Raw genomic sequence first — 13,252 nt, forward strand, 5'->3', positions numbered from 1 at the left:
CGCCGTTGGGGTAGTGTCACGGCCCGTGACTGCGTGGGAAGCCATCCTTCTGGGCCTGGTCCAGGGCCTGACCGAGTTCCTCCCGATCTCCTCGTCGGCGCACCTGCGGATCGTCGGTGAGCTGATCGGGTCGAGCGACCCTGGCGCGGCCTTCACGGCCATCACGCAGATCGGCACCGAGGCCGCGGTGATCATCTACTACCGCAAGAAGATCGGCGTCATCCTCGTCGCCTGGTTCAAGGCCCTGGCGGGCGCCAACGGCAAGGGCTGGCGCGCCCGCGCCGGCCTGGGCCCGCGCCCCGGCTCCGTCGACGTGCGGCATGGCCGCCCCGGCGTGATCGCCAACCCGGACGCCGCGATGGGCTGGTACATCATCTTCGGCTCGGTGCCGATCGTGGTGCTGGGCCTGCTGTTCCAGGACTACATCGAGACCACCCTGCGCAACCTGTGGATCACGGTGTTCACCCTCGCGTTCTTCGCGATCCTGCTGCTCATCGCGGACATCTACGGCCGCCGGGAGCGCGAGCTGACGACGCTGACCGGCCGCAGCGCCATCGGCTTCGGCTTCGCCCAGGCCCTCGCGCTGGTGCCCGGCGTGTCCCGCTCCGGCGGCACCATCACCGCCGGCCTGGCCATGGGCTTCACGCGCAAGGCCGCCGCGGACTACTCGTTCCTGCTGGCCATCCCGGCCGTGCTGGGCTCGGGCTTCTACCAGCTCGTCAAGACCCTCGGGGAGCCGCTGCCCGCCGGTTCGCCCGGCTGGGGCGCCATCCTGCTGGCGACGGTCGTCGCGTTCGGCGTGGGCTACGCGGTGATCATCGGGTTCCTGAAGATCATCGGCAACTACTCGTACAAGCCGTTCGTGTACTACCGGCTCGTGCTCGCGGGCGTGGTCGTGTACCTGCTCATGTCGGGCACGATCGACGCGACCGGCGGCGTCGCGTAGAACACACCGTCCGGCGCCCTGACATGGTCAGGGAGTGTCACAGGCGGCGGTTATCGTTGGTCGCGTGCACGCCTGGCCCACACCCCAAGTCCCGCAGCTCCCCGCCCCTGAGGCCGTCGCCCCGGTGCGGGTCCACGACTCGTCGACGGGCGAGCTCGTGGAGGCGGCGCCGGGTCCCCGGGCGCGGCTGTACGCGTGTGGCATCACGCCGTACGACGCCACCCACATCGGGCACGCCAACACCTACGTGACGTTCGACCTGCTGGTGCGCGCGTGGCTCGACGCCGGCAAGGACGTCACCTACGCCTCGAACGTGACCGACGTCGACGACCCGCTGCTGGAGCGCGCCGAGCAGACGGGCATGGACTGGCGCGAGCTCGCCGCCTCCCAGATCGCCCTGTTCCGAGAGGACATGACGGCGCTGGGCGTGGTCCCGCCCGCCACCTGGACGGGCGCCGTCGAGTCGGCCCCCGACGTCGCGCGCGCCGTGGCCGCCATGCTGGAGTCGGGCGCGGCCTACCGCGTGTCGCTGGAGCCGGGCGCCGGCGGGTCGACGCCGGAGCTGGGCGACGTCTACGCCGACCTCACCGCAGACCCGCGCTTCGGCGCCGTCGCGCACCTCGACCGGGCCGCGGCCCTGGCCACGTTCGCCGAGCGCGGCGGCGACCCGGACCGCGAGGGCAAGAAGGACCCGCTGGACCCGCTGCTGTGGCGGCGCGAGCGCCCGGGCGAGCCGGCGTGGGACGGCGGCCCCCTCGGGTCCGGCCGGCCGGGCTGGCACATCGAGTGCGCCGTGATCGCGCGCGACGGGCTCGGCCTGGCCGACGGCGAGCGGTTCGACGTGCAGGGCGGCGGGTCGGACCTGCTGTTCCCGCACCACGAGATGTCGACGTCGCACCTGCGCGTGCTGTGCCCGGCGGACGAGGGCGGCGAGGAGGCCGGCGCCCGCACGCACGTGCACGCCGGCCTGGTGGCGTACCAGGGCGAGAAGATGAGCAAGTCGCTCGGCAACCTCGTGCTCGTCTCCCGACTGCGCGACGACGGCCACGACCCGATGGCGATCCGTCTGGCCCTGCTGGCGCACCACTACCGCACCGAGTGGGAGTGGGACGAGACGTCGCTGCCGGCGGGCGAGGCGCGGCTCGTGCGGTGGCGCGACGCGGTCTCGGGCAACGGTGGTCCGGCGGCCACGGAGACCCTCGCGGCGGTCCGCGCGGCCCTGGCCGACGACCTCGACGCGCCGGCCGCGCTGGCCGCCGTCGACGCGTGGGCTGAGCGTTCCCTGGACCCGACCCGGGACACCACGGCCGACGAGGAGGGCGCCCCCGGCATCATCGCCCGGACGGTGAATGCCCTGCTCGGAGTGCGTTTGTGACCCCTCGGGAAGCCAGTTTCGACCCGGTTTCGGTGAGGTAGGCCAGAACCGCGTCAAGCGCTTACCGGGTTAGTTTTGACCCCTGCTTCCGTTTGCATTTAACCCGGGGCAGGATGGGGAGCATGACGGAGTACGAGGAAGACTTCACGGGTGAGACCCGGGTCACCGTCACCACGACGCCCCGGTGCAGCACACGATACCGAGTGGTACGTAACGGACCGGGGTACGCCCCGGTCTACGACCGCGTCGAGGACGCCGCAAGGTGTCTCGAGACATGGGTGGGCTTCCACGGGCCGGACGCCGGAGTGCGGATCGAGCCCATCTCCAGCAGCGCGTGATCGTCACGCCGGACAACACGTCAGAGGCCTGAGCCCCACCGGGGGCTCAGGCCTCTGTGCTCGTACCGGCGGGCGCCGGCGGGCTCCTCAGAGCCGCTCGGGCCCGCTGTCCTTGCCGCCGCCGTCGCGGCGGCGCAGGTAGCGCTCGAACTCGCGCGCGATGGCGTCGCCCGACGCCTCGGGCAGCTCGGCGGTGTCCTTGGCCTCCTCGAGCTGCGCCACGTACTCGGAGATCTCCGAGTCCTCGGACGCCAGCTCGTCCACGCCGTGCTGCCAGGCGGCCGCGTCGTCGGGCAGCTCGCCCATCGGGACGGTCTCGCCCAGGATCTCCTCCACGCGGGTGAGGATCGCGAGCGTCGCCTTGGGCGACGGCGGGTTGGCCACGTAGTGCGGCACGGCCGCCCACAGGCTCACCGACTGCAGGTTGCGCTCGGCGGCCTCGTGCTGCAGCACCCCGACGATGCCCGTGGGGCCCTGGTACGTGTTGGCCTCGATGTCGAGGACCGACTGCAGGCCCACGCTGTCCGAGGTCGCGGTCATCGGGATGGGCCGGGTGTGCGGCACGTCGGCCAGGAGGGCGCCGAGCGTGATCACGGTGCGGACCCCGAGCTCGTCGGCGACGCGCAGCAGCTCCTCGCAGTACTTGCGCCAGCGCATCGACGGCTCGACGCCGTGCACCAGCACGACCTTGCGCTCGCCCACCTGCGCGACCGAGATCGTCGTCGTCGGCCAGGTGATGGAGCGTTTCCCGTCGTCGTCCAACGAGATGTACGGGCGGTTGACCTGGAAGTCGTGGAACTCCTCCGGGTCGAGCTCGGTCACCTTCTCGGCGCCCCACACCTCGGCCAGGTGCGTGAGCGCCGTCGTGGCGGCGCTCCCCGCGTCGTTCCACCCTTCGAAGGCAGCCAGGAGCACGGTCTGGCGAGGCGAGGCCTGCTCCGGCTGCTCGTGATGCGCGTCGGTCATCCCCCCACCCTAGGGTGTGCGGCGCTCGACGTGACCAGGGGCACGGCCGCGTTCGCGGACGGGCGAATCAGAACACGGGGACGCCGGCGCGCAGCGCGCCGCGCACCTGGACCTCGACCCCGCGCCAGGTCCCGGACCACAGCGTGTAGCCCGGGTTCAGCATGCGCTGGTCGATGGCGTGGTCCAGGCCCAGCGCCCGCGCGATGCTCTCGCCGTCGTCCAGGTGCCACGGCTGCAGGCACACGCGCTCGGGCGTCACCGTCAGCACCTCGATCCAGTCCGCGCGGACGTGGCGCAGCAGATCGATGACATCGCCAAGACGTTCTGTGACCGACTGCGAGGCAATGGGGTTCACGAGGCTCTCCGGGACACGGGTCGGGCAGGTGGACAGACTGGTACCACCATGCGCCGGACGCATGGGACGTGCCATCGGCAGCGCCCGGGACGTTTCGGTGATAGATACGTCCCTAAGGGGGTGACACGTGAGAAACCAAAGACTGGTCGCGGCGATGAGCCAGGCGGGCCTGAGCCAGGTACGGCTCGCGGCCGCGGTGGGCGTCGACCCGAAGACGGTGGAGCGCTGGGTGGCGCAGGGGCGCACCCCGCACCCGCGCCATCGCGTCGCGGTGTCCGACGCGCTGGGCTGCGACGTCGCGGCCCTGTGGGGCGACGTCGACCGCGCGGAGGCCGCCGCCCAGGAGATCGTGGGCGTGTACCCGGCGCGGCGTGCCGTGCCGTCCGGTACGTGGCGGGCGTTCCTGGCGGGGGTGGAGCAGCGGTTCGAGATGCACGCGTTCGCGGCGACGTTCCTGCCCGACCAGACGCTCGACCTGACCACCGAGATCGTCACCATGGCGGAGCGCGGCGTGCGGGTCCGGCTGCTGCTCGGCGACCCGGACGGCGAGGCCGTCGCGGTCCGCACGCGGGAGGAGGGCGGCACGGGCCTCTCCGGCCGGATCGCACTGGTGCTGGCCTACCTGGCCCCCGCGCTCGGCACGCCGGGCGTCGAGGTGCGGCTGCACGACGAGACGCTGTACGCCACGACCTTCCGGTTCGACGACGACCTCCTGGTCAACACGCACGTCTGGGGCTCGCCCGCCGGGGCGAACCCGCTGCTGCACCTCAAGGACGGTCCCGAGGCGTCGATGGCGCCCGCCTACCAGGCCGGCTTCGAGCGGGTCTGGAACGCCGCGCCGCCGCTGACGGTCTGGCCGCGGACGGAGGACCCGGACAGGGAGTCGTGATGTCCCGGCGCGACTACTTCGACGACCCGGCCGCGCCGGCGGTGAACTCCGTGGTCCCCTCGGTCACGGTCGCCGTGCGCGACGACGGCGGGCGCCTGCTGCTCATCCACCGGACCGACAACGACCTGTGGGCGCTGCCGGGCGGGGGCATCGACCCGGGGGAGACGGTGCGGCAGGCCGGCGTCCGGGAGACCGAGGAGGAGACGGGGTACCACGTGCGGATCACGGGCCTCGTCGGGATCTACACCGACCCCCGCCACGTGATCGTCTACTCGGACGGCGAGGTCCGCGCGCAGTTCTCCATCTGCATGCACGCCACGGTCACCGGTGGCAGCGCGCGCATCTCGCGCGAGTCCAGCGAGGTCGTGTGGCAGCCCGTGGACCGGCTCGGTGAGCTGGAGATCCACCCGTCGATGCGACTGCGCATCGACCACGCGGTGGACACCACGCGCACCGAGCCGTTCCTGACCTGAGGGCTCTCGTCAGCCGAGCCGCATGCGCGCGTCGACCGTGGACACGATGCGCCGCAGCTGCGGCTCGGCGCGGTGGATGCTGCGCGACACCAGGTGCCCCGGCGCGTAGCGGTCGTAGATGCAGTCCAGGCGCTCGTCGATCGTGACGGTGCGGCCCTTGGCCGAGGTCGTCATGTCGCAGTACGTGAGCAGGTCGAGCAGCTCGCCGTCCGCGGGCGGCGGGAACTCGCCCCGCAGGTGCGCGTCGAGGTGCCGCTCGCCGGCCTCCGTGAGGGCCGAGGTGTGGTGCGCCACCAGGCTGGTCAGCGCGTCGGAGGCGCCGAGGCGGCGGAGGTAGCGGGCGCCGTCGAGCTGGTGCAGCCCGGTGTCGCGGGCCGCGGCGGCGTAGCCGATGTCGTGCAGGTAGGCCGCCGTGACCAGGAGCTCGGGCAGGCCCAGGGCTTGAGCCACGTGCTCCGCGCGCCGTCCCACGCCGAGCGAGTGGGCGAGGCGGTCGGTGCTCGGCTCGAAGACCTCCACGAGCAGCGCCTGCGCGCCCGCGGGACCGAGCTCCCGCGGGGTGGTTCCTTGCATCGCTTCACCGTAGGGCGCGGGGCCGTGCACGGCGCGCCGGGCGGCGGCCCGCGCGGCGCTGCGTGCGGTGAAGAGGGTGGTCAGAGAAGGCGTTCTGGTCTCGATCATGTGCTCTCCCCCTGCGTCGTCGTCAGAGTTCCGGGCGGCCCTTCACGATCCACTCCCGCACGAGCGCCGTCGCCCGTCGGTGGCCGGCCAGCGCCTGCTCCCGGGTGGCGTGCAGCTCGGCGTGCTGCTCGGTGCAGTCGAGGCGCTCGTCCTCGGGGAGCACGCCGTCCGGGTCGAGCCGTTCGACGAACACCATCGTCTCGTAGATCAGCGGGGTGTGGTCGTCGTCGTCCTCGAGCGGTGCGGTGGTGTCGATCCCGGTCCAGACCGTGGACACGTGGTAGATCCCGATGTGGTCGCGGGCGATGTGCGCGGACCCGGCCCCGAGCCGGAGCACCGACCACTGGTCCTGCGTGATCGGGTTGCCGTCGAGGTCGTAGTACATCCGCTGCGAGAGTCGCTCGAAGAAATCGGGTCCGAACACGGTCTTTCTCCCCCTTCGGTCGGTACCGGGACTCGGCGGCCGAAACCGTCGATCGTGGGCCAGCATCGCCCAGGATGTCGATACGCGCGCGGCGGAGGTGTGGTGGATCCGCTGGTCGGGGACGGATCCCGCGGGTTTGCCGGGTCGGGGTGTTTTCCCAGCGCACAGGCCTGGAACTCCGTTATCGTCGCGGACCGTGACCAGGGGGCGGCAGGGGGACGGGACACGCGGGACGCTCGAGCGCCTCACCGGGGCGGTCCGCGAGCTGACGGCGGCCGACGGCGCGCGCGGGGGCGGGCTGGACCGCTGGAGCGTCGAGGACTGGCACGCCGTGCTCCTCGACCTCCCGCTCGACGAGCGGGCGTACGCCGACCGGTTCCAGGTCTCGCGCGAGCGCGAGATCGAGCTGCTGTGGGCCTGGTGGACGACGCGGGACGCCGCCGCCGTGCCGCCGCGCACGGCCGGCTTCCTCGGGTACTACCTGCTCACGCTCGTCGCCATGCACTGCTCGGACCGGATCCGGTTCCACGGCGACGCGCCCTGGGCGCTGACGGTCGCCGGACGGCCCGCCGGGCAGGTCAGCGGCGCGCTCGTGGCCGACCCCGACGTGCGGCGCGCGCTGGCCGCGCTCCACGACCCGGGCGACGGGCGGGCGGGCGCGACGTCCGGGGCGGCCGCGGAGTGGGCCGCGCTCGACCTGACGAGCCTGCGGTTCCACCGGCACGGCACCACCTCGATCATCCTCACCGGGCGGGTCGCGAAGCCGTCCCAGGGCCGCACGGCGACCTTCGCGCTGAAGTGCGTCATCCACCCGTACCTCACGATCCCGGCGATCGTGGACGCGACCCGCGGCTACCACGCCGAGCACGGGCAGCCGCACGCCGACCGGCCGTCCCCGGCGGTGCCCGTGTGGGCCAGCCACGACAGCTGGATCCTCATGGACCTGGTGCGGGGCCGGACGCTGGGGGAGCACCTGGCCCACCGGGCGGCCGAGCAGCCCGCCCCGCCGGCCCGGGAGATCAACCGCCCCGTGGACACCCCGGCCCTGCGCGACCTGGGCGGCGCCCTCCTGACGGCGCTCGCGGACCTCGAGCGCCACGACCAGCAGCACGACGACCTCACGCCGTCCAACATCATCGTCCAGGAGGAGCAGCCGGGGCAGGTACGCCTGCGGTTCGTCGACCTGGGCGTCAACCACCTGCACGCCCGCTCCATCGCCGGCCAGGGGCAGGGCGAGGGCGTGTTCGCCGCGCCCGAGGTGCGCCGCGACGGCGTCGGCCACCCGCTGGCCGACCTGTACTCGCTGGGCGCGCTGCTGATCGCCATCGCCGGGATCCCGCACAACCCCGACGGAACGGTCCCCGACCAGTTCTACGTCGTGTCCGTCGGCCTGGCCCGGCTCCTGGAGGACCTGACCGACGCCGACCCCGGACGCCGCCTGCTGGTCACCCCGGTCGACCCGGCGAAACCCCGGTTCGAGCAGATCGGCCGGGTGTTCGCCGACGAGGTCGCGATCCTCGAGCAGGACGGCCGTGAACGGCCCCGCACCACGCTGCAGCGGCTGCGCGACCTGTCGCCCGGCGCGGGCACCGTTGCCCGCCAGCGCCGCAAGCTGCAGGTGCGCACCCGCCAGGTACGCGACGCCACGAGCGCCGCCCACCTGCGGCAGGCCCGCCGGCTGCAGCGCTGGGCCTGGCTCTTCGCCGTCCTGATCTGGTCCGGGACCGCCCTGGTCATCACGTGGTGGTCCCGCGACCTCGGGCTGTCCTGGCAGGCCAAGTGGTTCGAGATGGCCGACGAGGTGTTCGGCCGCTCCGGGGCCGGACTGGTCCTCCTCGACGACGTCCGCGCCCCCGACTACCCGATCCCCGACCCCTGGGGCAACCTGCCCGTGCGCCTGGTGACCCTGACGTTCGCGCTGGTCTGCGCCCGGCTCTACCTCAACGTCTTCGCCGAGCTGAGCACCGTGTGGGCCCTGCCCCGCGACCGACGGCACCGGCTGCGGGCCGTCACCGCCGAGGTCGGCCTGCGCTCCCTGGCCGTCCTGCCGCCCCTCTACGTGGTGCTGCCGACGCTCGTGGAACGCGACTGGTGGCCCCTGTTCACCTTCGTCGGCCACGTCACCTTCGCCGTGGTGGTCCAGGCCTGCCTCTGGTTCGCCTGGGCCACCAACGCCCGCGCCCGCGCGGCGGGGCTCACGTCCGTGCCACGCGGCGAGATCGCCACGCTCGGCCGGCTGGCGGCATGGCAGCCCACCGTGGCCGTCTACCTGGTCCCGATCATCGGCATCGGCACCCTGCTCTCCCTGGGGCTCGTGCAGGACGTGCTGGTCTACGCCTCGTTCGTCAGCCTGATCAACCTGGGCATCTTCTACCCCAAGAGCGCCGGCACCGACGCCCCGTACATCCGCGCCGGCATGAACCGGGCGGCGCTCGCGGCCGAGCGGCTGGAGCACCTGGAGCGCCGGGGGGTCTGAGCCGGTGAAGCGGTTCCAGGGCGATATCAGGTGATATGCCCGTTAGTTCCGTCACGGATCACACCGATCAGCGCGCGCAACACCTGTAGTCCGGGTGACGATGAACCAATGCTCAACCTGCGAAATCACCGGGTCATGCTCTCGGCCGTCGGCGCGCTCGTCGTCGCCGGCGCCGGCAGCGGCATCGCCTGGTCCCAGGCCGAGCGCACCAGCGATCCCGCTGACGTGCTGCTCGACGCCGTGGAGCACAGCGAGTCCACGATGCGCGACTACATCGACGTGATCAGCGGCCGGTTCGACGAGATCGAGGCCACGTCCGACACCGGCGAGAAGGAAGAGCTCGCCGCAGAACTCATGACCGACGTGCCCGAGCTCGCCGAGGAGGCGCGAGCCGAGGTCCTGGGCGCCAAGGAAGAGGCCCGGGCGGTCTCGCTGCCCGACGGCGGCCGGCTCGACCTGGCCCGCGACGCGTACGTGGCGCACATGGACGCCTGGATCGCGGAGTACGACCGGGCGATCGTCGCCCCGGCGAGCGTCGTCGAGATCGAGCCGCGGGTGAACCGGACCTTCGACAAGGCGGTCGCCGCGTTCGACCGCACCGACCTGGACGCCGACCAGGAGGACCGGGCGGCGGAGCTGCTCGCGGACTGATCTGATCTGCTGGCCGGCGGGGCCACCGGCCCGGTCCCACCGGCCCGGTCCCGCCGGCTCAGTCCCGCCAACTCATCGGCGACTGGGTGAGCGCGGCGTCCGCGACCCGCTTGGCCACGTCCGTGGTCAGGGCCGCGTACGACGAGTCGATCCACTCCTGGACCCCGTCCTGGCCGCCGTGCCGGTACTCGACGGCCTGGACGAGGCACTCCAGCTTGTCCGCGTCGCGGGCGCAGCGTGCCTCCGGCGTCTCCTGCGCCTCGAACTCGGTGACCGCGTCCAGGACGGTGGCGGCCGCGGCGTCCGGCAGGGGAGCGACCTGGTCGCGGGTGACGGCCACGTTGTCCGGCTTGATGAGGTACGGCCGCGCCGTGTGCGGCAGGTCCGTGATGCGGGTCTCCTGCGAGTCGTGCCACAGCGCGAGGTAGGCGGCGCGGGCCGGGTCGGCGCCCTCCTCGGCGGCCAGCAGGGCGGCGAGCTGCGCCACGCGCAGGCTGTGCTCGGCCACCGACTCCGGGTCGCGTACCCCCACCTGCCACCAGCCGGCGCGGCGCAGGCGCTTGAGCACGCCCATCTCGAAGGTGAAGGCGGCGATGCCGGAGGCGGCGGTGTGCGTCATGGCGCTATCGTCCGGCATCCGCCGCGTCGCACGCCCGTTACCGGCCGTTCCATCGCGGCACCTAGCATGTGTCGGTGCCCCGCGAATCCTCAGCCCTGCCCGCCGCCGTCCTGTTCGACATGGACGGCACCCTCGTCGACTCCGAGGCCTACTGGATGCGCGCGGAGCACGAGATCGTCACCGCGCACGGGGCGACCTGGACGCACGAGGACGCGCTGGGCGCCGTCGGGCAGGCGCTGCTCACCACCGGCGGCATGCTGCGCGACGCCGGCGTCCCGCTGGAGCCGGCCGAGATCGTGACCTGGCTCGTGGCACGCGTCAACGAGCAGCTGCGGGAGGCCGTGCCATGGCGCTCCGGCGTCCTGGAGCTGCTGGAGGACCTGCGCTCCGCCGGCGTGCCCTGCGCCATCGTCACCATGTCCTACCGCAGCCAGGCCGAGGTCGTGGCCGACGGCGCCCCCGCCGGTACCTTCACGCACCTGGTCACCGGCGACGAGGTCACGCACGGCAAGCCGCACCCCGAGCCCTACCTGGTGGCCGCCGAGCTGTTCGGCGTGCGCGCCGAGGACTGCGTGGCCATCGAGGACTCCGGCCCCGGGATCACGTCCGCGCTCGCGTCGGGTGCCCGCACGCTCGGCGTGCCGGCCGAGGTGCCGGTACCGCCGCGTCCGGGCCTGAGCCGGGCCGCGTCGCTCAAGCAGATCGACCTGGACGTGCTGCGCCGGATCGCGTCGGGCGAGGTCGTCGACCTGCTCGGCACGCAGGACCTGGCCGGCTGAGGTCGGCCCGCGGCGCGGGGGAGACCCGCACCGCGGGGGAGACCCGTGCGCCCGGCCGGGCCCGGTGCGCGACCGCGCGCCTCAGCCCGTGATGCCCAGCCGCAGCGCGACCGCGCCCTCCGGGATCTCCGGGGGCGTGCCGCCGAACTCCGGGCAGAGCGCCTGGTGCGCGCACCAGCCGCACAGCTTGGACTTCCGCGGCTTCCACTCGCCGGTCCGCGCGGCGTCCTCGATGCCGGACCAGATGGCCCGGATCTTCTGCTCGGTGTGCTCCAGGTGGTCCGTCGTCGGCTCGCCCCGCAGCACCTGGCCGTCGCCCAGGTACACGAGCTGGAGCATCTTGGGCAGCACCCCGCGCTCCCGCCACAGCACCAGCCCGTAGAACCGCATCTGGAACACGGCCGACGTCTCGTAGCCGGGGCGCGGCGACTTGCCCGTCTTGTAGTCGACCACCCGCAGCGCGCCGTCGGGCGCCACGTCCAGCCGGTCCACGATGCCCCGCAGCAGCGGGCCGCCGTCGAGCTGCGACTCGACCAGCAGCTCGCGCTCGGCCGGCTCCAGCCGGTTCGGGTTCTCCAGCGTGAAGTACGTGCCCAGCAGCGAGCCCGCCCCGGCCAGCCAGCCCGCGCGGTCCTGTCCGTCCGGGCCGATCCCGTCGGTGAACAGCCCCGAGTACCGCTCGTCGGCCTCCAGCAGGCGGTCCCACTCGCCCGGCAGCAGGTCGTGCGCCGCGGCCAGCGTCCGCTCGCCCAGCGGGGCGTCGTACAGCCGCTCCAGCACCGCGTGCACCAGCGTGCCGCGCGCCGCCGCGGCCGACGGCGGCTCGGGCAGCCGGTCCACCGTGCGGAACCGGAACAGCAGCGGGCACTGCATGAAGTCGTTGGCCCGCGACGGGGACAGGGCCGGCGGTCGCGAGGGCGCGCGCACGGCGGTCGCGGCGTCGGCCGCCTCCGTCGTCGCGTCCGGCACCAGGCCCTGGGTCAGCTCCGTCGTCGTCATGCCCCCAACCCTAGGGGCGGCCACCGACATCCCCCGGTAGTTGTCCACAGCGTGCCGTCACCCGCACGCCCCGCGGCCGGTTAGGTTTGTCCGGTGACCACCTCGGAGCCCGCCTCCACGCCCGCACCCGCCCCGGAACGCTCGAAGGGGATCGTGATCGGCCGCGTCGCCGGCGCACCCGTGATCGTCACGCGGTCCTGGTTCCTCGCGGCCATCGTGCTGACCCTGCTCTTCCTGCCCACCGTGCAGGGGCTCGCGCCCCACCTCGGGGCGGGCGCCTACCTCGTCGCGTTCGTGTTCGTGCTGCTCCTGTTCGGCTCCGTGTTCCTGCACGAGGCCGCGCACGCGCTGGTCGCCCGGGCACGGGGCCAGAACGTGACCGAGCTCGCCATCACCATCTGGGGTGGCCACACCGCCTACACCGGCGGCCTCGGCCGGCCGCTCGACGGCTTTCTCGTCGCCGTCGTCGGGCCGCTGACCAACCTGGTGCTCGCGGGCGGGTTCTGGGTCGCCTTCCAGGCGTCGCCGGTGATGAACGTGCCGACGCTCCTGCTCTGGGCCGGCGCGGTCTCCAACGCCTTCGTCGGCGTGTTCAACCTGCTGCCGGGCCTGCCGCTGGACGGCGGGCAGATCCTCGAGTCGCTCGTCTGGGCCGTCACCGGCAAGCGCAACCGGGGCACCATCGCGGCCGGCTGGGTGGGCCGCGTCGTCGCCGTCGGCGTGCTGCTCTGGGCCCTGGTGGTGCCGTTGGTGGTGGGCGCCAGGCCGGACATCACCACGGTGCTGTGGTCGGCCCTGATCGGCGCGTTCCTCTGGGCGGGCGCGGGCGCTGCCATCACCAACGGCCGCCGCCGCGAGGCCGTCGCCGCGCTGACCGCGGCGGGTCTCGCGGTCCCCGCGCTCACCGTCTCGCTCGGCGCCACGCTCGACGAGGCGCTGTCCGCGCGGACGGCGGCGGCCGCCGCCGGCGTGCCCGGCGCCGCGGCCCACCGCCTGGTCGTGGTGGGGCAGGGCGGCGTCCCGATCGCGGTGCTGGACGACGACGCCGTCGCCGCGGTGCCGCCCGCCGCGCGGCACACGACCCAGGTCGACGCCGTGGCGGTGCCGTTCGTGCGGGGCAGCGAGGTCGACCCGCGGATGTCGGGGACCGACCTGCTGAACCACCTGGCCGCGCGGTCGGGCGGCGCCCGGCTGGTCCCGGTCGTCGAGCAGGGCCGGGTCACCGGCGTGCTCGACCTCGCCGACGTCGCCCGGGCGGTGCGGGGCACCTAGACTGGTCGG

At 73.4% G+C, this 13,252-nt stretch carries 15 protein-coding genes; 9 read left to right on the forward strand and 6 right to left on the reverse strand.

Annotated elements, in window-relative coordinates; translation table 11 throughout:
• Nucleotides 1-25 precede the first annotated feature (25 nt).
• From H291_RS0109270 to H291_RS0109280, 3 genes are all read left to right on the forward strand, one after another.
• On the forward strand, nt 26-946 hold the full coding sequence (locus tag H291_RS0109270) for an undecaprenyl-diphosphate phosphatase (protein ID WP_020014710.1): 921 nt from the start codon (nt 26-28) through the stop codon (nt 944-946).
• 64 nt (nt 947-1,010) lie between these two features.
• Complete coding sequence (mshC, locus tag H291_RS0109275; RefSeq protein ID WP_026365566.1) at nt 1,011-2,321, forward strand: cysteine--1-D-myo-inosityl 2-amino-2-deoxy-alpha-D-glucopyranoside ligase; 1,311 nt, start codon at nt 1,011-1,013, stop codon at nt 2,319-2,321.
• A 122-nt stretch (nt 2,322-2,443) separates the two neighbouring features.
• A complete protein-coding gene (locus H291_RS0109280) occupies nt 2,444-2,659 on the forward strand; it encodes a hypothetical protein (RefSeq protein ID WP_020014712.1) in 216 nt (71 codons plus the stop codon).
• Nucleotides 2,660-2,746: 87 nt separating this feature from the next.
• On the opposite strand, the gene H291_RS0109285 is transcribed toward H291_RS0109280, so the two are convergent.
• Together H291_RS0109285 and H291_RS0109290 are read right to left on the reverse strand one after the other, a co-directional pair.
• Nucleotides 2,747-3,625 carry a PAC2 family protein gene (locus H291_RS0109285; protein WP_020014713.1) on the reverse strand — a complete coding sequence of 293 codons (879 nt, stop codon included), beginning with the start codon at nt 3,623-3,625 and terminating at the stop codon, nt 2,747-2,749.
• A 67-nt stretch (nt 3,626-3,692) separates the two neighbouring features.
• Nucleotides 3,693-3,980, reverse strand: coding sequence for a hypothetical protein (locus H291_RS0109290; RefSeq protein ID WP_020014714.1), 288 nt, complete (start codon nt 3,978-3,980; stop codon nt 3,693-3,695).
• Nucleotides 3,981-4,107: 127 nt separating this feature from the next.
• On the opposite strand from H291_RS0109290, the gene H291_RS29335 reads away from it, so the two are divergent.
• Both H291_RS29335 and H291_RS0109300 read left to right on the forward strand, forming a co-directional pair.
• Nucleotides 4,108-4,869, forward strand: coding sequence for a helix-turn-helix domain-containing protein (locus H291_RS29335; protein WP_157236790.1), 762 nt, complete (start codon nt 4,108-4,110; stop codon nt 4,867-4,869).
• Nucleotides 4,869-5,342 (forward strand): NUDIX hydrolase, encoded by a 474-nt coding sequence (locus H291_RS0109300; protein WP_020014716.1) that lies wholly within the window; start codon nt 4,869-4,871, stop codon nt 5,340-5,342. The genes H291_RS29335 and H291_RS0109300 overlap by 1 nt, the downstream gene beginning before the upstream one ends.
• Before the next feature lie 9 nt (nt 5,343-5,351).
• Here the strand turns inward: H291_RS0109300 and H291_RS0109305 are convergent, their stop codons facing one another.
• A complete protein-coding gene (locus tag H291_RS0109305) occupies nt 5,352-6,023 on the reverse strand; it encodes an HD domain-containing protein (RefSeq protein ID WP_020014717.1) in 672 nt (223 codons plus the stop codon).
• A 22-nt stretch (nt 6,024-6,045) separates the two neighbouring features.
• Nucleotides 6,046-6,447: a hypothetical protein gene (locus H291_RS0109310; protein ID WP_157236791.1), complete on the reverse strand. Its 402-nt coding sequence runs from the start codon at nt 6,445-6,447 to the stop codon at nt 6,046-6,048.
• A gap of 196 nt (nt 6,448-6,643) precedes the next feature.
• On the opposite strand from H291_RS0109310, the gene H291_RS0109315 reads away from it, so the two are divergent.
• Nucleotides 6,644-8,923, forward strand: a complete 2,280-nt coding sequence (locus tag H291_RS0109315; RefSeq protein WP_026365568.1) for a hypothetical protein — start codon at nt 6,644-6,646, stop codon at nt 8,921-8,923.
• A 108-nt stretch (nt 8,924-9,031) separates the two neighbouring features.
• A complete protein-coding gene (locus H291_RS0109320) occupies nt 9,032-9,574 on the forward strand; it encodes a hypothetical protein (RefSeq protein ID WP_020014719.1) in 543 nt (180 codons plus the stop codon).
• 58 nt (nt 9,575-9,632) lie between these two features.
• Here the strand turns inward: H291_RS0109320 and H291_RS0109325 are convergent, their stop codons facing one another.
• Nucleotides 9,633-10,193, reverse strand: a complete 561-nt coding sequence (locus H291_RS0109325) for an HD domain-containing protein (protein WP_020014720.1) — start codon at nt 10,191-10,193, stop codon at nt 9,633-9,635.
• A gap of 74 nt (nt 10,194-10,267) precedes the next feature.
• Here H291_RS0109325 and H291_RS0109330 point away from each other — a divergent pair, with 74 nt between their 5' ends.
• Entirely contained in the window at nt 10,268-10,972 is a 705-nt protein-coding gene (locus H291_RS0109330) for an HAD family hydrolase (RefSeq protein WP_232216012.1), read from the forward strand.
• A gap of 81 nt (nt 10,973-11,053) precedes the next feature.
• Here the strand turns inward: H291_RS0109330 and H291_RS0109335 are convergent, their stop codons facing one another.
• Complete coding sequence (locus H291_RS0109335; protein ID WP_020014722.1) at nt 11,054-11,971, reverse strand: RecB family exonuclease; 918 nt, start codon at nt 11,969-11,971, stop codon at nt 11,054-11,056.
• Nucleotides 11,972-12,064: 93 nt separating this feature from the next.
• Between H291_RS0109335 and H291_RS0109340 the strand changes: the two genes are divergently transcribed.
• Nucleotides 12,065-13,243, forward strand: a complete 1,179-nt coding sequence (locus H291_RS0109340; RefSeq protein ID WP_020014723.1) for a site-2 protease family protein — start codon at nt 12,065-12,067, stop codon at nt 13,241-13,243.
• The last annotated feature ends 9 nt before the right edge of the window (nt 13,244-13,252 follow it).

The sequence above is a fragment of the Promicromonospora sukumoe 327MFSha3.1 genome (genome assembly GCF_000385135.1).
GTDB lineage: Bacteria > Actinomycetota > Actinomycetes > Actinomycetales > Cellulomonadaceae > Promicromonospora > Promicromonospora sukumoe_B.